This is a genomic window from Actinacidiphila glaucinigra (assembly GCF_035918135.1).
Lineage (GTDB): Bacteria > Actinomycetota > Actinomycetes > Streptomycetales > Streptomycetaceae > Actinacidiphila > Actinacidiphila glaucinigra.
The window spans coordinates 5119861-5140108 of sequence record NZ_CP109144.1; the positions used below are offsets into that span (position 1 = coordinate 5119861).

The following is a 20248-nucleotide window of genomic DNA, read 5'->3' on the forward strand; positions in this document are numbered from 1 at the left end:
AACCTGGCCATCCGGCCACTCGTTCCGTGAAAAACGATGCCGGATGCTGATCTGGTGACGCAGACTCCCGAGCTTCCCGCGCAGACCCTGCCCGACGGGGTCCCCGACGATTCCCGGCCGCTCCGCACGACCCGTGTCCACCGCGCGTGGTCGGTGGCGGCCGCCGCCTTCGTCACGCTCATCGGCGCCGCAGGCTTCGCCTCCCTGCCCGGACTGCTCATCGAACCGCTGAACGGCGAGTTCGGCTGGTCGCGGGGCATGATCGGCCTGGCGGTCTCGGTCAACCTCGCGCTCTACGGTGTGACGGCGCCGTTCGCCGCCGCGCTGATGGACCGCTTCGGCATCCGCCGGGTCGTGGCCGCCGCGCTCCTCACCATCGCGACCGGCGCCGGCCTGACCGTCTTCATGACCGCGAGCTGGCAGCTCGTGGTCCTGTGGGGTGTGCTCGTCGGACTGGGCAGCGGCTCCATGGCCCTGGCCTTCGCGACCACCGTCACCAACCGCTGGTTCGAGGACCGGCGCGGCCTGGTCACGGGCATCCTGACCGCGGCCGGAGCGGCGGGACAGCTGATCTTCCTCCCCCTGCTCTCCGTCATCATCGAGCACGCGGGCTGGCGCGCCGCGACGCTCACCGTCACGGGCGCGGCGGTCGTCGTCGCACCCCTGGTCTACCTGCTGCTGCGGGACCACCCGGCCGACGTGGGCGTGGCCCCGTACGGCGCCAAGGAGTTCGTGCCGAAGCCGCCGCCGGTGACGGGAGCGGCGACGCGCGCTGTCAAGGCGTTGGCCAACGCGGCCCGCGGCGGCCCGTTCTGGCTCCTGGCGGGAACCTTCGCGATCTGCGGTGCCTCGACGAACGGCCTGGTCAAGACGCACTTCGTGCCCGCGGCACACGACCACGGGATGCCGGTGACGGCCGCCGCCTCGCTGCTCGCCGTGATCGGCGTCTTCGACATCGCGGGCACCGTCGCCTCGGGCTGGTTCACCGACCGCTTCAGCCCGCGGCGGCTGCTGGCCACCTACTACGGGCTGCGCGGGCTGTCGCTGATGTTCCTGCCGGTGCTCCTGGGCGACTCCGTCCACCCGCCCATGGTGCTGTTCATCGTCTTCTACGGCCTGGACTGGGTCGCCACCGTGCCGCCCACCATCGCCCTGTGCCGCGAGTACTACGGCGCCGACAGCGCCATCGTCTTCGGCTGGGTGCTCGCCTCCCACCAGGTGGGCGCCGCCCTGGTGGCGTTCCTCGGCGGCGTGGCGCGCGACACCTTCGGCTCCTACAACGTGGTCTGGTACTCCTCCGGGGCCCTGTGCGCGCTGGCCGCGCTCATGTCGCTGGCGATCCGGCGGCGGGCGACCCCGGGCTCCGGGGCGCTCCCGCTCGCGGCATAGCCGGCCGGCCCCGGCGCCGCCGGGCCCCGCGCCCGCACTGGCGGCGGCGCGGGAACCGCGGTGGGGCGGCGGGGCGTCCGTCCCGGGTGTGAGGGAAGCGACCAAAGGCCTTACCGGCCTCTTTGTGGCGGGCCTGGGCGCCGCGTCCGCGCTGCTGGCCTGGGCACCGCTCGCCAGGGTCAACGTCGAGGGCGGCTTCGAGGGACAGCGCCGGGACTTGAGCGTCCTTTACGTCGACCTTCCGCTCGTGGCCGCGGGCGGCGCCTTGGTGCCGCTCGCCTTCTGGCTGCTCACGCTGCGCGGGTCGCGCCGCCCCGGGCTCGCGGCCCTGGTGGCGGTGGCCGTGGCCGCCCTCGGGATCTGGGCGCTGACCAGTTGGTGGGCGCCGCACCAGGCGCCGGGGTTCGCGGGCTGAGGCGCGTACGGGGGCCGCGGTCAGGGCGTGAGCCGGCCGAAACCGCCGCGGTGGAAGAGCAGGGGCTCACTGCCTTCCGCGGCGCAACCGAGCTCGCGGACCCGGCCGATGACGACGAGGTGGTCGCCGCCGGTGTGCACGGCGTGGATCACGCAGTCGATCCAGGCGGGCACGCCGCGCAGCCGGGGCGAGCCCGTCGCCGGTGCCGGATCCCACTCCACGCCCGCGAACTTGTCCCCGCCGCTGACGGCGAAGGAGCGGCACAGCCCCTGCTGCCCCGCGCCGAGGACGTTCACGCAGAACACCCCGGCCCGCGCGATGCGCGGCCAGCTGGTGGACGTACGGGCCACCATGAACACGACCAGCGGCGGATCGAGCGACAGCGACGCGAACGACTGGCAGGCGAACCCGGCGGGCCCGCCCTCCGCGTCGTCCCCGGGCGCCGAGATCACCGTCACGCCGCTCGCGAAGTTCCCCAGCACTTTGCGGAACTCCGCCGGGTCCACCGGGGCGCGCTCGTCCGGCCGCACGGCCCGCAGTTCCGGCCGTGGCAGCGGGTCCACCCGCCCTGCCGTCGTCACCGACCCGACGGACCGGAGGTAGCGGACGACGGCGACCGCCATGCCTGCTTGTCCCATCACGCCTCTCATTGAAACTGACGGGCCGTCAGAAGTGAAGGGTCGTGCGGAGGACGGACGGGTGCCGGGCGTACCGTGGCGGTCATGGGACGGGGTGCAGGGTGGGGGTCCCCGGTGCGGCCCGTGGTCGACCCGTGGGGCGATGCCGGACGTGCGGCGGCGGCGTCGACGTACTGCGCGGTGGCGGTGGTCGCGGCAACGGTCCACATGGTCGTCATTCCGTCCCTGAAGGCGGACCGCGCGTTCGACGAGCCGTTCGCCCTCTGTCTGCTGCCGCCGGTCTGATCCCCCTCTGGGCCTGCCGCCTCCCTTCTCCACGCCCTGCCGGCGACGGTCCTCGGGCTGAGGCTCGCGGCGCGTAGCGGGCGCCCCCGCCGGCTCTGCCTGCTGGCGGCGGAGGCCGCGACGGCCGCCGTTCTCGCGGTGCCGGTGGTGTGGCTCGGCGGCCCGTGACTGCCCGTGTGGCTCTGCGTCGCGGGTGCCGGCGCGGCGCCGGTGCCGGTGACCTCGTTCTACGCGGGGCGCCGGGACCCGGAGGGCAGGACCGGGTGAGCGCGTCAGCGGCAGGTCGCGTTCCAGATCTCCGTCGTGGCGGTCGCGTTGATCGGAGTCGTCTTCGCGGGCGGCCTGCTGGCGTACGGCACCGGCCTGCCGGAGGAGTACCGGCCGCCGCCCGGGGCGTCCGTGGAGTGAGCCTCCGGGGCGTCACCGCCCGCGGAACTCCGGCGGGCGGCGTTCGAGGAAGGCGCGCAGTCCCTCCTGGGCGTCGGCGGTGGTCATGTTCTGCTCCTGCGCGGCCGCCTCGGCGGCGAAGGCCGTCGCGCGGTCGGAGTCCAGGGACGCGTTGACGAGTTGCTTGGTCAGGGCCAGGGCGCGGGTGGGGCCGGCGGCCAGGCGTTCGGCGAGGGCGCGGGCCGCCGTGTCGAGGTCGTCGGCGGGGACGACGCGGTTGACCAGCCCGAGGCGTTCGGCGGAGGCGGCGGGCAGGTCGTCGCCGAGCAGCAGGAGTTCCTTCGCGCGGTGCGGGCCGACCAGGCGGGGCAGCAGATATGCGCCTGCGCCGTCGGGGACGAGGCCGCGGCGGACGAAGACCTCGATGAACTTCGCCGTGTCGGCGGCCAGCACGAGGTCGCAGGCGAGGGCGAGATGGGCGCCGAGACCGGCGGCGGTGCCGTTCACGGCAGCGATCACGGGCTTCTCGCAGTCGAGGACGGCGGAGACGAGGCGTTGGGCCCCGGACCGGATCATCCGCGCGACGTCGCCCGCGACCCGGTCCGCACCGGCCGGACCGCCGCGCAGGTCCGCCCCCGCGCAGAAGGCCCGGCGGCCGGAGCCGGTCAGGACGACGGCCCGGACGGCCGGGTCCGCGGAAGCCTCCAGAAATTTCTCGATGAGGCGTTCTCGCAGGTCAGGGGTGATGGCGTTCATCGCGTGAGGGCGGTTGAGGGTGAGCCGGGAGACCCCGTTGTCGGTGACGTGGAGTACAACGGATTCCACGGAGCCGTCACGCTCCGTAACCACTCCACGGGGGGAGTCAGTCATGCGTGTTCTCCTGACGGCAGACGGCGAGTGCGTCGAGGGCGCAGGCGCCCTGCCCGCGCGGCAGCACCATCAGCGGATTGATGTCGAGTTCGGAGAGGCCGTCGCCGAGTTCCAGCGCCATGCGCTGCACGCGCAGGATGACGTCGACGAGCGCGTCCGTGTCCGCGGGGGGCGCTCCGCGGACCCCGTCGAGCAGCCGGGAGCCGCGCAGTTCCCGCAGCATGTCCCGCGCGGTCCCGGCGTCGAAGGGCGGTACGCGGACGGCCGTGTCCCGCAGGACCTCCACGAGGACCCCGCCGAGGCCGGCGGTGACGGTGGGCCCGAAGAGCGGGTCCTGGCTGATGCCGACGACCATCTCCACACCGCGCTCCACCATCTGGCAGACGAGGACGCCGTCGAGCTCCAGGCTCTCGTAGCGGGCGATGTCGGCCAGTTCGCGGTAGGCGTCGCGCACCTGGCTGGCGGAGGTGAGGCCGATCCTCACCAGACCGAGTTCGGTCTTGTGCGCGAGCCGGTCGGCGGACGCCTTCATCACCACGGGGTAGCCGACCTGCGCGGCCGCCCGGACGGCGCCCGCCGCGCTGGTGACCAGTTGCTCGCGCGGGACGCGGATGCCGTACGCCCGCAGCAGCTGCTTCGCGGCGTGCTCGCTCAGCCGGCGGCCGGGGTGCAGCAGTGCGCGCGCCTTGCGGGCGGAGGAGGAGGGCGTGCGTGGCGCGTCGTCGAAGGGGGAGCGGTAGCCGGCGGTGAAGCGGTGGTGGTCCAGCCAGGCCCGCACGGCGGACACGCAGTTGCCGAAGGTACGGAAGGTGGCGACCCGGGAGGAGCCCAGCAGGGTGATCCGGTAGGCCTCCTCGGTGCCCACGGGGGAGCCCCAGATCACGCACACCAGCTTGTCGGTGGCCTCGGCGGCCTCGGCGAGGTCCCGGGCGAGCCGGTCGCTCATGGGCGGGAAGGGGCCGGTGATCGGGCACACGAGGACGCCGACGGCGGGATCGGCGAGGATCGCGTCGATGATCTTCCTGCCGCGCCAGTCGCCGACGGGATGGCCCCCGCTGTCCACGGGGTTGGAGACGTTCAGGTACTCCGGTATCCACTGGTGGAGTTCGGCCTGCTTCGCCTCCGGGAGGGTGGGCAGCGGCAGCCCGGCGGCGGTGGCCAGATCGGCGAAGTGCGCTCCGGTGCCGCCGGAGATCGAGTAGACGGCCACGCCCTCGGCGAGCGGTGGCCGGGCACGAGCCAGCAGGGCTGCGGTGTCCTGGAGTTCGTCCAGGCCGTCGACGCGGATCACGCCGAACTGGCGGAAGGCCGCGTCGGCGACCGTGTCGGAGCCGGTGAGCTTGCCGGTGTGGGTGGCGGCCGCGCGGGTGCCGGTTTCGGTGCGGCCCACCTTGACCATGACCACCGGCACCTTGTTGCGGGCCGCGCGGTCGGCGGCGAGGGTGAACGAGCGGCCGTCCTTGAGGCCTTCGGCGTAGATCGCGATGGCTCCCACCTCGGTTCGCCCGGCGAAGTAGGAGAGGAAGTCGGCGGTCTCCAGATCGGCCTCGTTGCCCGTCGGCGCCCAGTGGCTGAGCCGGATGCCGAGCTCCTGCAGGGCGTAGACCGGGCGGCCCTGGTGGCCGGACTGGGTGATCAGGGCGATCGCCGGTCCGGGCAGGTCCTCGCGGAACGCCTGGAAGGCGTTCAGGTTGGTGTTCGGCCCCAGCAGTCGCAGCCCGCTGCCCGCGACGGCGCGGCCGAGCCGTTCCTGGGCGGCGGCGCCCGCCTCCCCTGTCTCGGCGAAACCGGAGGCGAAGACGACCGCGAACCGCGCCTTGGCCCCGAGCTGTTCGAGGACGGGGAGGGGGTCGGCGACGAGCAGGACGGCGAGGTCCACCGGCTCGGGGAGATCCGCGACGGAGGCGTGACAGGGCAGGCCGAACACGCTCGCGCGGCCGGGATTGACCGGGTGGAGCCGGGCGCCGACCCGCTCGGCCCAGGTGACCAGTTGCCGGGTGATGCCGGTGTTGGGGCGGCCCTCGGCGTCGGAGGCGCCGACGACCGCCAGGGAGTCGGGCCGGAAGAAGCGGTCGAGGTCGGGCACGCAGGGGTGCAGCGGACGCCCGCTGACGTCCACGTCGTCCGTGCGGCGGCCCTGGCCGCCGGCGTCCGCCGCGGGATCGGTGCCGCGCGTGCTGAAGGTCGAACCAAGCATGTGTCTCGCCCGTCCTGCTCGAAGGACCAGAGAGCTGACGCAATGTCAGATTACTTAACTGACGATCCGTCAGGAACGGGGAGGATGCGAGAAACCTGTGCGCCCCGCGAGAAGGCGGCCCGGCCGGCTGAGGGGGGGAGGGCCGGCCGGTCCGCCGGAGCGGGGTGGTGCGGGAGCCTTGCGGGGGTGCGCGGAGGTGGTGCGGAGGCGTTGTGCGGGGTGCCGCGGGCGCTCGTCGGCACCACCTCGGTACCCACCGCGCCGCGTCGGCTACCGCCGCGCCACCGCTTTGGCGATCCGGCGCGCGTCGATGGCCATTTCACGGATCATGCCGCTGATCGGATTGGTGAAGCCGGTGAAGTAGAGACCCGGAGCGTTCTTGGGGCTGCGGCGGCCGTGCGTCACGGGCCGTCCCCGCTCGTCCAGGACGCCGAGATGACCTACGAGCGGTTCCAGGCCGCGCTGGTAGCCGGTGGCCGCGACCACCGCGTCCGGGGTGATCCGCGTGCCGTCGGCCAGCAGCACCTCGGCCCCGTCGAAGCCCTCGACGGCGGCCACGGGCTCGACCTTCCCCGACCGGACGGCGTCGATGATGCCGACGTCCTGGACGGGGATGGACCCCTCCCGCACCCGCGAGTAGAGCCCGTTGGCCGGGCGGGGCAGTCCGTGCGCGGACAGGTCCGGCACGGAGATGCGCTCCACGTACGGGGCGATCCCGTCGACCAGCTTCGTCGGGAGGCGGCGGACCATGATCCCGGTGCGCTGTGCGGGCCACCCGGCGGTGGAGCGGCGCATGATGTGCGGGGGTGTCCGCACCGCCAGCCGGACGCGGGCCGCGCCGGACTCGGCGAGGTCGACGGCGATCTCGGCACCGGTGTTGCCCACGCCGACGACCAGGACGTCCCGGCCCTCATAGGGCCGGCCGTTGCGGTAGCGCGAGGCATGCAGCAGCTCGCCGTCGAAGGTGTCGCGCCCGGGCCAGTCCGGCAGGTGCGGCGAGTGGTTGTAGCCGGTGGCGACGACGACGCTCCGCGCGGTCAGCCGGCGGCCGCCGGTGGCCGGCAGCACCCACCCCGCGGCCGGGTCCTCGGCGGGCTCGATCCGCCCCACCTCTATGCCGGTGGCGACGTCCAGCTCGTGGAACTCGGCGTACTGCTCCAGGTAGCGCACGACGTCGTCGCGGCCCACCCAGCGGCCGTACGCCCGGGGGATCCCGAGGCCCGGGAGCGCGGACAGGCGTCTGGTCGTGTGCAGCCGCAGCCTGTCGTAGTGGCCGCGCCAGGAGGCGCCCACCGCGTCCGACCGTTCGACGACCAGGGTGCGTACACCCCGGTGCCGCAGCGACGCCGCGACGGCGAGTCCGCCGGGGCCGGCACCGACGACGATGGCGTCCGGCGCGGCCGTGCTCGGTATGGGGGTGGCGGCGGATGCGGAGGTACCGGCGGATGCCGAGGTGTCGGTCATGGCTGCTCCCGTGCCTGCGGGGTGAGGGTCACTACCGGAAGGTAGCGCGCTTTCGCCCCGGCACCTTGCGAAGGTGCGACCGCATCCGGTCAACTGACGTACCGTCACATATTTTGCCCACAGGAGGCACGCGATGCAGACGATCTGGCTGACCGGCGCCGAATGGCTCGCCGTGCTGCGCATCGGCCTCGGGCTGTGGTGGCTGGAGAGCTGGCGGCACAAGGACAAGAAGGGCTGGTTCGAGCGGGGTACGGGCATCGCCTGGGCCGCCGCCGTCGCCGCCAAGCACCGCTGGAACTTCGTCCAGGGCGGCTTCTCCGCGGTCGTGGCGCCCCGTCCCAAGGTGATGGCCTACGTCGTCGTCTGCGCCGAACTCGCCGTCGGCCTCGGTCTCGTCGCAGGCCTGCTGACCCCGATAGCCCTGGCCGGAGGCATCGTCCTCAATCTGCTCTACCTCGTCCTCATGATCCACGACTGGGCCGAGCAGGGGCAGAACGCGATGATGATCCTCGCGTCCGTCGTCCTCCTCTTCGCCATGGGCTGGCAGACCTGGTCCCTGGACAGCCTCTGGGGGCTCTTCCTGTGACCGGCCTGCCCGAGCCCGACGCCTTCACACGCACCTACTGGCGGGCCGCCGCCGAGGGCCGGCTGCTGATCCGCCGCTGTCTCGCCGCGGGCTGCGGTGCCGCCCACCACTACCCCCGGGAGTTCTGCCCCCGCTGCTGGGGCGAGGAGGTCGTCTGGGAGCAGGCCGCCGGCCGCGCCGCCCTCTACACCTGGTCCGTGGTGCACGCCAACGACCTCCGGCCCTTCGCCGGACGGGTCCCCTACGTCGCCGCCGTCGTCGACCTCTCCGAGGGGCCGCGCATGATGACGGAGGTCGTCGGCTGCGCCCACGACGCGCTGCGCGTCGGCATGGACCTGCGCGTCTGCTTCCGTCCCGCGGCCGAGGGCGCCGAGATCGCGATCCCCGTCTTCCGCCCGGCCCCGACGGCCCCCTTTGCTTGAATGAGGTGGTGCTGAGGCCGGTGGAGTTGGAAGCGTACGGACTGCTGCTCAGACCGTGGGAGGAGACGCCCGGCGACCTGGACGCGGCACTGCGCGGCCTCGGCGACCCGGACTTCCGCCGCTGGAACACCGCGCACGCCCCCGAACCCGACGAGGACGGGGCGCGCGGCTTCCTGCGCCGCAGGCGGGACGGCTGGGCGGTCGGCGACCTCGCGTCGTTCGCCGTCACCGAGGCCGGTGTCGTGCTCGGCCAGACCGGGATAGGGATGATCGACCACGCCATGCGCGGCGCACGCGTCAGCTACTGGATGCTCCCCGAGGCCCGTGGACGCGGCGTCGCCACCCGCGCGCTGGAGACGGTGACCCGGTGGGCCTTCCGCGATCTGGGGCTGCACCGGCTGGAACTGGGCCACGCCGTCGGCAACGAGCCCTCCTGCGGTGTCGCGCGGCGCTGCGGTTACGTCCTCGAAGGCGTACTGCGCGAGGCGGTGGTCGACCTGTCCGGCGTCCTGCGGGACGTCCATCTGCACAGCCGTCTCGCGACCGACCCGCGTCCCTGACCCACCCCCGGCAGCCGCTCGGCGCGGAGATTTGCCGTGCCTTGGGGGAATCTTGTGCCGATCGGGACATATGCTTTCCCGATCGCGGTGGGCGGGTTGGCTAGGGTGCGATCCGCCCCTCGCGCGCCGCGGACCCGTACTCCGGTGCGTCCGCGCGCCGCACAGCGGCCGCACGCGTGCCGCACGAAGTACCGGACGCGCGCGCCTGCCGGGGGCCTCAGCAGTCCTGAAAGGCGCACCTGCAGCGGTGCGCCACGTGTCGTGAATGGGGTGGGGATGTCCGGTCACCGGATGTCGAAGAAGCGTCGTTACATCGCGTGGGCGGTGGCGGCGGCCGCGGTGCTCGTGGGCGGTGGCGTCGCCGCGGAGGCCTCGATCGCGACCACCGTGTCGCGCCCGGCGCCCAAGGTCTACACGGGGCGGGCGTTCGACACGTGCGCGGCGCCGTCCGTGTCGGCGATGAAGGCGTGGCACACCGGGTTCTACGGCGCGGCGGCGGTGTACGTCGGCGGCAGGAACCGCGGGTGCGCGCAGCCGAACCTGACCGCGTCCTGGGTCAAGTCGGTCAGCGCCACTGGCTGGAAGCTGATCCCGCTGTACGTGGGCGCGCAGCCGCCGTGCCAGACCAGTCACAACCCGGAGAAGCTGACCGCCTCCACGGCCGCCTCCCTCGGCGCGACGGACGGCGCGGACGCCGTGGCCAAGGCGTCGGCACTGGGGATGAAGGCGGGCAGCCCGGTCTACCTGGACATGGAGTCGTACGACGTCGCCAACACCTCGTGCAACAACGCGGTGCTCACCTACGTCCGCGCCTGGGACAAGGCCGTGCACGCCAAGGGCTACTGGGCCGGCTTCTACGGCTTCCGCAGCTCCAGCGCGAAGGCCGTCGCCACGGCGACGAACCGCACCGACCTGCCGGACATCCTCTGGTACGCGCTGTGGGACGAGCACAAGACCACGACCACGGACTGGCCCTTCTCCACGTCGCTGTGGACCGGGCACCGCCGCGGCCACCAGTACATCGTCAACAGCAAGGAGTCGCGCGGCGGTTACAGCATCACCGTGGACCGCAGCGCCTGGGACGCCCCGGTCGCCGTCACCGGCTGACGCCCGAGGGCGGGCGGGCGCGGGGGCGGGACGGAGAGAGCGGGCAGGGGCGGGACAAGGCGACCCGAACCGTCAGTCCCGCCCCAGCACCACCGTCCCCGAGGAGCAGAACCAGCCGCCCGTTCCCGAGGCCACGGCCAGCGCAGGCAGCGCCCCGCCGGCCTTGCGCACCTGCCGCTCGCCCGCCTCCCCCCGCAGTTGCCGCACCGCCTCGACGAGCAGGAACAGCCCTCGCATGCCGGGATGGCAGGCCGACAGCCCACCGCCGTCGGTGTTGACCGGCAGCGGCGAGGCGGCGACGAAGGGTCCGCCCTCGCCCTTGGCGCAGAAGCCGAGGTCCTCCAGCGTCACCAGGGTCATGTAGGTGAAGGCGTCGTAGATCTCGGCGAGGTCCATCTCGTCCGGGGTGACGCCCGCGCGGGAGAAGGCCAGCCGCCCCGAGACCGCGGCGGGGGAGACCGTGAAGTCGTCCCACTCCGACATCGTGGCGTGCGAGACGGCGGTGCCGGAGCCGAGCACCCACACCGGGGGCCGCGCCGCGTCCCGCACGTACTCCGAGGCTGCCAGGAGCACCGCGCAGCCGCCGTCGGAGCGGATGCAGCAGTGCAGTCTGGTGAACGGGTCGGCGATCATCGGCCCGGACAGGACGTCGTCGACGGTGATCGGCGTGCGGTACATCGCGTCGGGGTTGCGGGCCGCGTTCGCCCGGGCCCGGACGGCGACGGTGGCCAGTTGCTCGGCGGTGGTGCCGTACTGGTGCATGTGACGGCGCGCGGCCATCGCGTACTTGGCGATCAGCGTGTGCCCGTACGGGGCCTCGAACTGCAGCGGCCCGCGCGCCCCGAAGGACAGATTGGCGGTGCGCCGCCCCGCCTTGAGGTCGGCGCGGGCGGTGGAGCCGTAGACCAGGAGCACGACGTCGGCGTGCCCGGCGGCGATGGCGTCGGCGGCGTGCGCCGCCATGACCTCCCAGGTCGCCCCGCCGACGGAGGTCGAGTCGACCCAGCGCGGCCGCAGTCCGAGGTACTCGGCGACCTCGACCGGCGCGAGCGTGCCGAGCCCGGCCGAGGCGAAGCCGTCGACGGCCGACCGGGGCAGCCCGCTGTCGTCGAGCGCGCGGCGTGCCGCCTGGGCGTGGAGCGCGTAGGGGGTGGCGTCGTCGATCCTGCCGCAGTCGGACAACGCGATGCCGAGGACGGCGACTTCACGGCCGGCGCGAGTACTCTGACCCTGAGCCATAAATCTGACGGTACATCAGATATGGGGTTTCCGGGCGCCGACGGATGCCGGACGCCCGACGCCGACGGTCACCGACGGATGCCGGACACCCCGAAGTGGGAGGAGAGCCCGCCGTGGACGCCGCCTTCACCGAGGAGCAGGAAGAGATCCGCCGCGCCCTGCGGGAGCTGCTCCGCAAACGCTGCGGACCGGACGAGGTGAAGTCCGCCGCCCGCACCCCCGAGGGCCACGACGCCGCCCTGTGGCGGCTGCTGGCGCAGTCGCTCGGCCTGCCCGGCCTTGCCCTTCCCACCGCGTACGGGGGCGCCGGCTGCGGCCCGACGGAACTGGTGCTGGCCTGCGAGGAGACCGGGCAGGCGCTGCTGCCCTCGCCGCTGCTGGGCACGGCCGTGCTCACCGCCCCTCTGGTCGAGGCGCTGGGCACCGACGCCCAGCGCCGCACCCTGCTGCCGCGCCTCGCCGCCGGTGAGCCCGCCGCCCTTGCCGCACCCCCGGTGGCCCTCGGACTCACCGGCCCCAACACCGGCGACTGGGCGGGCGGCGGTCGCGCCGGCGGCGTGCAGGCCCGCCGGACGGACGGCGTCTGGCGGTTGTACGGGCAGGCCGACCAGGTGCTCGGCGGCCCCGGCGCCGGGCTGCTGCTGGTGGCCGCCCACACGGGTGGCTACGCCCGCAGCGGCATCCGGCTCTTCCTGGTCCCCGGCGACGCGAAGGGCCTGGTCCGCAGGCGGCTGACCGCCCTGGACGAGACCCGCCCGCAGGCCCGCGTCGAACTGCGCGACGTCCCCGCCGAGCCCCTGGGCGGGGAGGAGGCCGGCGATCCGCGCACCGCGCTCGCCCGGACGGGTGTCCTGGCCGCCGCCGCACTGGCCGCGGAGGCCGTCGGAGCGGCCTCCAGGGCGCTCGCGGGCACCCTGGAGTACGTCGGGGTCAGGGAGCAGTTCGGGCGGCCCGTGGGGTCCTTCCAGGCCGTCAAGCACCGTCTCGCCGACCTGTACGTCCAGGTCCAGGCCGCCCGCTCGGCCGCCTACTACGCCGCCTGGACCGTCGGGAGCCTCCCGGAGCAGGCGCCGGAGGCCGCGGTCGCGGCACCGCTCGCCCTCGCCCAGGGCCTCGAGGCGCTGCGCGCCGCGTCGGGGCAGGCCGTCCAGTTGCACGGCGGCATCGGCTTCACATGGGAGCACCACGCGCACCTGTACGTGAAGCGGGCCGCCTCCGACGAGCTGCTCTTCGGCCCCGTGCACGCGCTGCGGGCCCACGCGGCCGAGCGCGCGGGCCTCTTCACCGCCGCTGCCACCACCATGACCACCACCACGACCACGACCACGACCACGACCATGACCCGCGGAAGGACGGCGGCATGAACCCGTTGCGGACCGTCGTGCAGAAGGTGTCGTCGACCCGGGCGTTCGCCAGGGTCGGACCGCATGTCGTCCCGGCGGTGGACCGGTTCGTGCACCGGGCGACCCGCGGCAGAGTGCTGCTCAGCGCCCGGATGCTGCCCGGGCTGGTGCTCACCGCCACCGGCGCCCGCAGCGGCCTGCCCCGGCGCACCCCGCTGGCCTGCATGCCGGAGGAAGGCGGGACGTTCGTGCTGGTCGGCAGCAACTTCGGCCGCACGGACCATCCGGCGTGGACGGGGAACCTGCTGAAGCACCCCGACGCGGAGGTCAGCTGGCGCGGCCGGGACGTGCCCGTACGCGCGGAGTTGCTGACGGGCGAGGAGCGCGAGGCGGTGTGGGCGGCGCTGCTGGAGTTCTGGCCGCCGTACGCGACCTACGCGCGGCGCGTGGAGCGGCGGATCCGGCTTTTCCGGCTCGTCCCCAGGGAGACGGGCGGCGATGCGCCCGCGGGGCCGTAGCGCGACGCTCCCGGAAAGGACAACGCGGGCGCCTGGGCCGGCAACCTCCCCCGAGGACCGGTGGGCGCCCGCGTCGTTGCAGGCAGGACTTGACGTGAACGTAGGTCAACAATGCCGCCGGAGGCGGGCGTCAGCGCGTCGGCTTCTTGCCCGTCACGCCGAGGTGCACCAGCAGCGAGAGGTTCGGCTTCAGCTCGGCCTGCTTCACGCCCCAGCTCTGGAAGCCCTTCTGGTGCGCGGCGACCGCGGCGAGCATGGCCACGAGGGAGCCGGCCACGGCTGCCGGGCTGACATCCTTGTCGACCCGGCCCTTGCCCTGGAGTTCCTTGATCGAGTCGGAAAGGGAGTTGGTGAGGGGGTTGAGGATCTTCATACGGATCTTGTAGAACCGCTTGTCCCCTTCGGCGGCGCCCAAGTCGACGACGCGCAGGATGGCGTCGTGCTTGCGCCAGAAGGAGAGGAAGCCCTCGACCAGTTCCTCCGCCGCCGTGGCGCCGGACTTGCCGGCCCAGGAGCGGCCGGCGGCGAGGTCCGTCAGCGCGGCCCCCTCCTTGGCCATCTCCTCGGCGAGCTCGAGGACGGCGCCCTCGACGTCGGGGAAGTACTGATAGAACGTTGCGGGGGAGGTACCCGCCATCCGGGCGACGTCGATCACCTTGACGTCCCGGTACGGCGACGTGCTGAGCATTTCGCCGAGGCAGTCGAGCAGCTTCTGCCGCGTCGCCTGTCCCCGGCGGCCTGCCACACGGCCGTCGACGGTGCGAACTTGTCCTGTCATGCCGTCAGTTTACGGGCTGGTGATCAGCGCGCGATTCGATGCCTGCAAATGGGGAAGGCCATGTGTTCGATTTCTCCTCGGGCGCAGCGGGGGATCCGCCGATAACGTGTCAAGCCAGACACTCCGTCGATCCATGCGAATCCCCACGTGAATCGGGATCGCCGGTCGCATCATCGGACGAATCGAGGACGAGATGGCCGCATATCCCGACGGCACTCCCTGCTGGGCCGACGCCATGCTCAACGACCTGGAGGCCGGGAAGCGCTTCTACGGCGGACTGCTCGGCTGGACCTTCGGGGCGGGGGAGGAGCAGTACGGCCAGTACACCCAGGCGTACGGCCCGGACGGGAAGAACGTCGCGGCACTCTCCCCCAAGCCGGACGGCCGGATGCCGACGGTCTGGAACCTCTACCTCGCCTCCTCCGACATTCGGGCCACCGCGGACAGGATCCGGGACTCCGGCGGTCAACTCATCATGCAGCCCATGGCCGTTGGCGCCTTCGGCACGATGCTCATGGCGGCCGACCCGGGCGGCGCGGTGTTCGGGGTGTGGCAGCCCGGCACGCACGGCGGCTTCGAGGCGACCGGTGTCCCGGGCTCCTACATCTGGACCGAGATCTACACCCGCGAGACCGAGCGGACCGATCCCTTCTACGAGGAGGTCTTCGGCTTCGGCAGCAAGCGGATCGAGGACGAGGCCATCGACTTCCGCGTCTTCGTCCCCGAGGGGGAGGAGGTCACGCCCGACAACGCGGTGCTCGGCCGCTTCCGGATGGGGGAGGGATTCCCCGAGGAGCTGCCCGCGCACTTCATCGTCTACTTCGCCGTCTCCGACGCCGACCGCGCCGCGGAGACCGTCGCGCGGCTCGGGGGCCGGGTCACCATGGGTCCGATGGATTCGCCTTTCGGCCGTTTTCTCCTGGCGAGCGACGACCAGGGTGCCCATTTCGCCCTGATCGACCCCGGAACCGCGGTGGGTGAGAAGCCGTCCTGAACGCAGGCGGATCCGCAACCGAATCAAAGGTAATCGCGTGTCGACACCGCCCCGGGTTCGCAACTGATACTCATCCCAGGAAGAATCAGGGGCGTACCCCGGGATGGGGGGAACCCACGGGGAGGTGGCAGGGCAGTGGTGCAGCAGCTGACGCAGCACGATCCGAGACGGATCGGCCCTTTCGAGGTGCTGGGCAGGCTGGGTGCCGGCGGTATGGGCCTGGTCTATCTCGCGCGCTCGGCGTCCGGCCGGCGCGTGGCGATCAAGACCGTACGGGCGGAGCTCGCCGAGGACCAGCTGTTCCGTGTGCGCTTCGCCCGTGAGGTGGAGGCGGCCCGCGCGGTCAGTGGCTTCTACACGGCGGCGGTCGTCGACGCCGATCCCAGGGCCGCCGTGCCCTGGCTGGCGACGGCCTTCGTGCCGGCGCCCTCGCTGGAGGAGATCGTCAACGAGTCCGGCCCGCTGCCGGTGCAGGCCGTGCGGTGGCTGGCGGCCGGCGTCGCGGAGGCGCTGCAGTCGATCCACGGGGCGGGGCTCGTCCACCGGGACATGAAGCCCTCCAACGTGCTCGTTGTGGAGGACGGCCCGCGGGTGATCGACTTCGGCATCGCGAGCGGGGTGTCCAACACGCGGCTGACGATGACGAACGTCGCCGTCGGCACGCCGGCGTACATGTCGCCCGAGCAGGCCAAGGACTCGCGCAGCGTCACGGGCTCCAGCGACGTCTTCTCGCTGGGCTCGACGCTGGTCTTCGCCGCGACCGGGCACGCGCCCTTCCACGGGGCGAACCCCGTGGAGACGGTCTTCATGCTGCTCCGGGAGGGCCCGGACCTGTCGGGTCTGCCCGACGAGCTGCGCCCGCTCATCGACGCGTGCATGCGGATGGAGGCGGACCGCCGGCCGAGTCCGGCGGACCTGCAGGCGCAGCTGGCGCCGCATCTGTTCTCGTCCGCGGGCGACGACACCGGTACGGCCTCCGCGTGGCTGCCGCCCGCGGCGGTGGGCCTGATAGAGGAGCGGCGCAGTGGCGGTCGCCCCGGCGCGGGGCCGGGCGCCCCCGGCGGTGGCGCGGGCGCCGGAGCGCCCGGTGGCGCGGGTGCCGCGGTGCCCCCGATGCCGGCGCAGCCGCCCGCGCGTCCCGTGGCGCCTCCCGTGGCGCCCGCCGGGCCCTCTCCGGTCGCCGCCGAGGGCCCGGGCGGACCGGTGCAGCTCGCCGGTTCGGCACCGATAGGGCCCGGGATGCGGCTCGCCGAGCGCAAGAACCAGGCCGCGGCCACCGCTGCCGGGGGCGGCCTCGGCTGGGCGGGCCGCGGTGGCGCGGCCGGGGGTCCGCCGGCGGCGGTACCCGGCCAGGGCACCCCCCAGGGCGCTCCGCAGGCGCCCGCGGTCCCGCCGGGCGAGTGGCGGCCGTGGCGGTTCCGCATGTCGAACGACGTGTGGGGCACCCCGGTCGTGTCCTCGGGCCGGCTCTACGTGACCTCCTTCGAGGTGCACGCGCTGGACGTGGCCACCGGGCGGCGGCAGTTCAAGACCCGCGACGTGGCGTGGACGATGGCGGTCTCGGGCGGCCGGATCCACGGCTCCGACGGGCCGAGCCTGTACGCGCTGGACGCCGCGGACGGCTCCGAGCACTGGCGCACCGGTGTGGACGGCTGGATCTACTCGCTCCGCGCGGACGCCGGGACCGTGGTCACCGGTACCCGCGGCGGCGGCGTGCAGGTCTGGGACGCCGCGGCCGGACGGCTGCGCTGGGAACGCGGCGGGGCGCAGACGGAGTTCGAGACGCCCGAGTCGGGCCCGAGCGTGGTGGACGGCGTCGTGTATTTCCACGGCGGCGGCCGGCTGCACGCCCTGGACGCGACGAGCGGCACGGAGCACTGGTCGTACCCGACCGGGGAGGGCGGCGCCATGCCGACCCGTCCGGTCGTCGCCGACGGCGCGGTGTACGTGACCGTGGGGAACCGCGTGCTCGCCCTGGACGCCCGCAGCGGCACGGAGCGGTGGCGCTTCGACGCCCCCGCGGTGATGTTCGCGCCGCCCGCCTACGTGCCCGGACCGGGTGTCACCGGCGGCGGGGTCTACGTCGCGGACTACCTGGGCACCGTGTACGCCCTGGACCCGGCGGACGGGCGCGACCGCTGGCGGGTCGCGACGGAGCAGCGGCAGAGCGTGGAGCCCGTGCTCGTCGCGGGCGGTTCGGTGATGCTGGGCGCGGGCGGCGCGCTGTACACGCTCGACGCGGTCACCGGCACCCCGAAGTGGCGCTTCGCCGCCCAGGGCGAGATCGTCGGCTCCCCGGTGGTGGCCGACGGGCGGGTGCACTTCGGCTCGAAGGACCACTGCCTCTACACGGTCGACGCCAGCGGCGGCCAGTTGCGGTGGAAGCTGGAGACCGGTGGGGAGATCACCGGTTCCCCGGTGGTCTCGGACGGTGTGGTCTACGCGAGCAGCAAGGACCGCTGCGTATACGCCCTCAACGCGGTGAAGGGCACCGAGGCGGCCACCCGGCGCACCTGAGGGGCGAAGGCTGACGGCCGTCGTGCCGCACACGGAAGGGGCAGACGACGGCCGCCGCCGGCCAACTTATGCGGTGGGCGGCCGGGGCGCCACGCGAGGGGCCGTCAGGGCGACCCCGCGCCGGCCGTCGTGAGGCCGTCGCCCGCGGGGCGAGGGTGTCACCACCGGTCGCCGCGGCGGCACTTCCCCGTTCGCGTACGACCCCGCGACACCCGCGGGGGAACGCCCCTCAGCGCACGCGGTGCTCCCGGGTGCGGTCCGCGAACAGCCGGGCCTGGCGCTGCGGCGGGAGGTTGCCGAGGGCGATGAGGTGCGGTGCGTGGGCGAAGGCCTGGGCCCGCGCCGCCTCGTGGGCCGACCAGACGGCGCGGATGGTGCCCTGCACGGCCTCGGTGGGGTGGGCGGCGAGGACCGCCGCCGCGCGCAGGGCCGCGTCGAGCAGCAGGGGTCCGGGCACGACCTCCGAGACCAGCCCGGTCTGGTGGGCGCGCCGGGCGCCGATCCGCTCCGCGGTGCCCATCAGGGCCATGCGCATCACCTCGCCGTACGGCATGCGCTGCGCCATGGCGATGGCCTCGTACGCGCTGACCATGCCGTAACTGGTGTGCGGGTCGAAGAAGGTGGCGTGCTCGGCGGCGATCACGAACTCGCACTCGCCGAGCAGGTAGAAGGCCCCGCCGCAGGCCATGCCGTTGACGGCCGCGATGACCGGCTTCCACAGGTCGTTGGCCTTGGGCCCGACGGTCAGCAGCGGGTCGTCGACGGCGTAGGGGGAGGGAGGCTGCGGCACCTCGGCCGCGCGGTCCAGGCCGGTGCAGAAGGCACGGTCGCCGGCTCCGGTGAGGACGACGGCGCGGACCTCGTCGCCGGCGCGGAACTCCCGCCAGAGCGCGCTCAGTCCCGCGGCGGTGGCGAGGTCGATCGCGTTGTGCCGCCCGGGCCGGTCGAGGGTGACGACGGCGACGCCGTCCTTGGTCTCACAGCGCAAGCCAGCGGGGGATGCCGTCATGGAAGACCGCCTTCACGGGGGCGCCGATGCGGATGCGGGCGGGGTCGAAGGAGTCCAGCCGGGCGTCCGGTGCCGTGACCAGGTTGCCCACCAGCCGGATCCGGGGGTCCTCGGCGAGCTCGACGAGGACGACGTTGTAGGGGGCCTGCTCGGCGTAGCCGGGCAGCAGCGGGGGATGGGGGACGACGTACGACCAGACACGGCCCCGGCCGCTCACCGGCCGCCACTCGGCGGCGAAGGAGTGGCAGTGCGGGCAGCAGGGGCGGGGCGGGAAGCGCAGCCGTCCGCAGTCGGCGCAGGTCTGGACGCGCAGTTCGCGGGCGCGGGCGTACTCCCAGAAGGGGGCGCCGTCGTCGTCGGTGACGGGGCTCAGCATGTCAGCTCCTCAGGATCAGGGCGGAGGTCGGGACGCCCTCGCCGGCCGTGACCAGGCAGGTCCGCGCGCCGGGCACCTGGGCGGTGGAGGTGCCGCGCAGTTGCCGCACGCCCTCGGTGATGAGGTTGAAGCCGTGGACGTACGCCTCGCTGAGCCCGCCCCCGGAGGTGTTCAGCGGCAGCCGGCCGCCGGTCTCCAGGGCGCCGCCCTCGGTGAAGGCGCCGCCCTCGCCGCGGGCGCAGAAGCCGTAGCCCTCCAGGGAGAGCGGGACGAGGACGGTGAAGGCGTCGTAGATCTGGGCGACGTCGATGTCCTCGGGGGTGAGGTCGGCGTGCTTCCACAGATGGCGCGCGGCGGTCCAGGCGGGGCCCGTCAGGGGGTCGTCGGTCCAGTAGTTGACCATGCCGTGGTGCTGGGCGGGCAGGCCCTGGGCCGCGGAGTGGACGTAGACGGGGCGCCGGCGGCAGTCGCGGGCGCGGTCGGCGGAGACCACGACGCAGGCCAGGGCGCCGTCGGTCTCCAGGCAGTTGTCGTAGAGGCAGAGCGGCTCGCTGATCCAGCGCGAGGTCATGTACATCTCGCGGGTCAGCGGGCGGTCGTACATGATCGCGGCCGGGTTCTGGTTGGCACGGTTGCGGCAGGCCAGGGCGACGTTGAAGAGGTGGTCGCGGGTGGCGCCGTACTCGTGCATGTAGCGGCGGGCCAGCATGGCGATCTCGTCGGCGGGCCGCAGCAGGCCGAAGGGCCGGGTCCACTGGGCGGGGGTGGGCAGTTGGAGGGTGGTGTTCGTCCAGGGGCGCGGGCCGCTGCCGCGCTTGCGGGACCGCCAGGCGACGCCGACGGTGGCCTGCCCGGTGGCGACGGCGGCGGCGAGGTGCGCGACGGTGGCGCAGGAACCGCCGCCGCCGAAGCCCGCCTTGGAGAAGAAGGTGAGGTCGCCGAGACCGGCGGTCTTGGCCAGTTCGACCTCGTCGGTCTCCTCCATCGTGTACGACGCGAGGCCGTCCACCTCGTGCGGCTCGATCCCGGCGTCGTCGAGTGCCGCCAGGATGGCGCGGCAGGCGAGTGCCCTCTCGGACTCGGGGAGGTGCTTGGCGAAGGGGGTCGCGCCTATGCCGGCGATCGCGGTGGCGTCCTTCAATGCTGACATCCCG

Annotated in this window: 20 protein-coding genes; 11 read left to right on the forward strand and 9 right to left on the reverse strand. The window is 73.6% G+C overall.

Going from position 1 to position 20248, the window contains the following annotated elements; all coding sequences use genetic code 11:
• Positions 1-54 precede the first annotated feature (54 nt).
• On the forward strand, positions 55-1389 hold the full coding sequence (locus OIE69_RS23000) for an MFS transporter (protein ID WP_326575131.1): 1335 nt from the start codon (positions 55-57) through the stop codon (positions 1387-1389).
• A gap of 88 nt (positions 1390-1477) precedes the next feature.
• Positions 1478-1804: a hypothetical protein gene (locus OIE69_RS23005; RefSeq protein WP_326575133.1), complete on the forward strand. Its 327-nt coding sequence runs from the start codon at positions 1478-1480 to the stop codon at positions 1802-1804.
• A gap of 20 nt (positions 1805-1824) precedes the next feature.
• Here the strand turns inward: OIE69_RS23005 and OIE69_RS23010 are convergent, their stop codons facing one another.
• Entirely contained in the window at positions 1825-2442 is a 618-nt protein-coding gene (locus OIE69_RS23010) for a flavin reductase family protein (RefSeq protein ID WP_326575135.1), read from the reverse strand.
• A gap of 84 nt (positions 2443-2526) precedes the next feature.
• Between OIE69_RS23010 and OIE69_RS23015 the strand changes: the two genes are divergently transcribed.
• On the forward strand, positions 2527-2727 hold the full coding sequence (locus OIE69_RS23015) for a hypothetical protein (RefSeq protein WP_326575137.1): 201 nt from the start codon (positions 2527-2529) through the stop codon (positions 2725-2727).
• Positions 2728-3147: 420 nt separating this feature from the next.
• Here the strand turns inward: OIE69_RS23015 and OIE69_RS23020 are convergent, their stop codons facing one another.
• The 3 genes from OIE69_RS23020 to OIE69_RS23030 all read right to left on the reverse strand — a co-directional run bounded on the left by OIE69_RS23020 (position 3148) and on the right by OIE69_RS23030 (position 7645).
• Positions 3148-3984 (reverse strand): enoyl-CoA hydratase/isomerase family protein, encoded by an 837-nt coding sequence (locus OIE69_RS23020; protein ID WP_326575139.1) that lies wholly within the window; start codon positions 3982-3984, stop codon positions 3148-3150.
• Entirely contained in the window at positions 3977-6181 is a 2205-nt protein-coding gene (locus tag OIE69_RS23025; protein ID WP_326575141.1) for an acetate--CoA ligase family protein, read from the reverse strand. The genes OIE69_RS23020 and OIE69_RS23025 overlap by 8 nt, the downstream gene beginning before the upstream one ends.
• Before the next feature lie 270 nt (positions 6182-6451).
• Complete coding sequence (locus tag OIE69_RS23030) at positions 6452-7645, reverse strand: flavin-containing monooxygenase (protein ID WP_326575143.1); 1194 nt, start codon at positions 7643-7645, stop codon at positions 6452-6454.
• 133 nt (positions 7646-7778) lie between these two features.
• On the opposite strand from OIE69_RS23030, the gene OIE69_RS23035 reads away from it, so the two are divergent.
• The 4 genes from OIE69_RS23035 (at position 7779) to OIE69_RS23050 (ending at position 10320) form a co-directional block, all read left to right on the forward strand.
• Positions 7779-8231 carry a DoxX family protein gene (locus tag OIE69_RS23035; protein ID WP_326575145.1) on the forward strand — a complete coding sequence of 151 codons (453 nt, stop codon included), beginning with the start codon at positions 7779-7781 and terminating at the stop codon, positions 8229-8231.
• Positions 8228-8653: a Zn-ribbon domain-containing OB-fold protein gene (locus OIE69_RS23040; protein ID WP_326575147.1), complete on the forward strand. Its 426-nt coding sequence runs from the start codon at positions 8228-8230 to the stop codon at positions 8651-8653. The genes OIE69_RS23035 and OIE69_RS23040 overlap by 4 nt, the downstream gene beginning before the upstream one ends.
• A gap of 20 nt (positions 8654-8673) precedes the next feature.
• On the forward strand, positions 8674-9213 hold the full coding sequence (locus OIE69_RS23045) for a GNAT family N-acetyltransferase (protein ID WP_326575149.1): 540 nt from the start codon (positions 8674-8676) through the stop codon (positions 9211-9213).
• Positions 9214-9489: 276 nt separating this feature from the next.
• Positions 9490-10320: a glycoside hydrolase domain-containing protein gene (locus OIE69_RS23050; protein ID WP_326575151.1), complete on the forward strand. Its 831-nt coding sequence runs from the start codon at positions 9490-9492 to the stop codon at positions 10318-10320.
• A 72-nt stretch (positions 10321-10392) separates the two neighbouring features.
• Here OIE69_RS23050 and OIE69_RS23055 read toward each other — a convergent pair whose 3' ends face one another.
• On the reverse strand, positions 10393-11559 hold the full coding sequence (locus tag OIE69_RS23055; RefSeq protein ID WP_326575153.1) for a thiolase C-terminal domain-containing protein: 1167 nt from the start codon (positions 11557-11559) through the stop codon (positions 10393-10395).
• 113 nt (positions 11560-11672) lie between these two features.
• Between OIE69_RS23055 and OIE69_RS23060 the strand changes: the two genes are divergently transcribed.
• Both OIE69_RS23060 and OIE69_RS23065 read left to right on the forward strand, forming a co-directional pair.
• On the forward strand, positions 11673-12923 hold the full coding sequence (locus OIE69_RS23060; protein ID WP_326575154.1) for an acyl-CoA dehydrogenase family protein: 1251 nt from the start codon (positions 11673-11675) through the stop codon (positions 12921-12923).
• Positions 12920-13420 (forward strand): nitroreductase/quinone reductase family protein, encoded by a 501-nt coding sequence (locus tag OIE69_RS23065; protein ID WP_326575156.1) that lies wholly within the window; start codon positions 12920-12922, stop codon positions 13418-13420. The genes OIE69_RS23060 and OIE69_RS23065 overlap by 4 nt, the downstream gene beginning before the upstream one ends.
• 130 nt (positions 13421-13550) lie before the next feature.
• On the opposite strand, the gene OIE69_RS23070 is transcribed toward OIE69_RS23065, so the two are convergent.
• On the reverse strand, positions 13551-14198 hold the full coding sequence (locus OIE69_RS23070; protein ID WP_326575158.1) for a TetR/AcrR family transcriptional regulator: 648 nt from the start codon (positions 14196-14198) through the stop codon (positions 13551-13553).
• 193 nt (positions 14199-14391) lie between these two features.
• On the opposite strand from OIE69_RS23070, the gene OIE69_RS23075 reads away from it, so the two are divergent.
• Positions 14392-15192: a VOC family protein gene (locus tag OIE69_RS23075; RefSeq protein ID WP_326575160.1), complete on the forward strand. Its 801-nt coding sequence runs from the start codon at positions 14392-14394 to the stop codon at positions 15190-15192.
• A 135-nt stretch (positions 15193-15327) separates the two neighbouring features.
• Positions 15328-17709, forward strand: coding sequence for an outer membrane protein assembly factor BamB family protein (locus OIE69_RS23080; RefSeq protein ID WP_326575162.1), 2382 nt, complete (start codon positions 15328-15330; stop codon positions 17707-17709).
• Positions 17710-17938: 229 nt separating this feature from the next.
• Here OIE69_RS23080 and OIE69_RS23085 read toward each other — a convergent pair whose 3' ends face one another.
• The 3 genes from OIE69_RS23085 to OIE69_RS23095 are packed head-to-tail and all read right to left on the reverse strand — an operon-like array spanning position 17939 to position 20244.
• Complete coding sequence (locus tag OIE69_RS23085; RefSeq protein WP_326575164.1) at positions 17939-18718, reverse strand: enoyl-CoA hydratase/isomerase family protein; 780 nt, start codon at positions 18716-18718, stop codon at positions 17939-17941.
• Positions 18687-19094 carry a Zn-ribbon domain-containing OB-fold protein gene (locus tag OIE69_RS23090; protein WP_326575166.1) on the reverse strand — a complete coding sequence of 136 codons (408 nt, stop codon included), beginning with the start codon at positions 19092-19094 and terminating at the stop codon, positions 18687-18689. The genes OIE69_RS23085 and OIE69_RS23090 overlap by 32 nt, the downstream gene beginning before the upstream one ends.
• 1 nt (position 19095) lies before the next feature.
• Complete coding sequence (locus OIE69_RS23095) at positions 19096-20244, reverse strand: lipid-transfer protein (protein ID WP_326575168.1); 1149 nt, start codon at positions 20242-20244, stop codon at positions 19096-19098.
• Positions 20245-20248 lie beyond the last annotated feature (4 nt).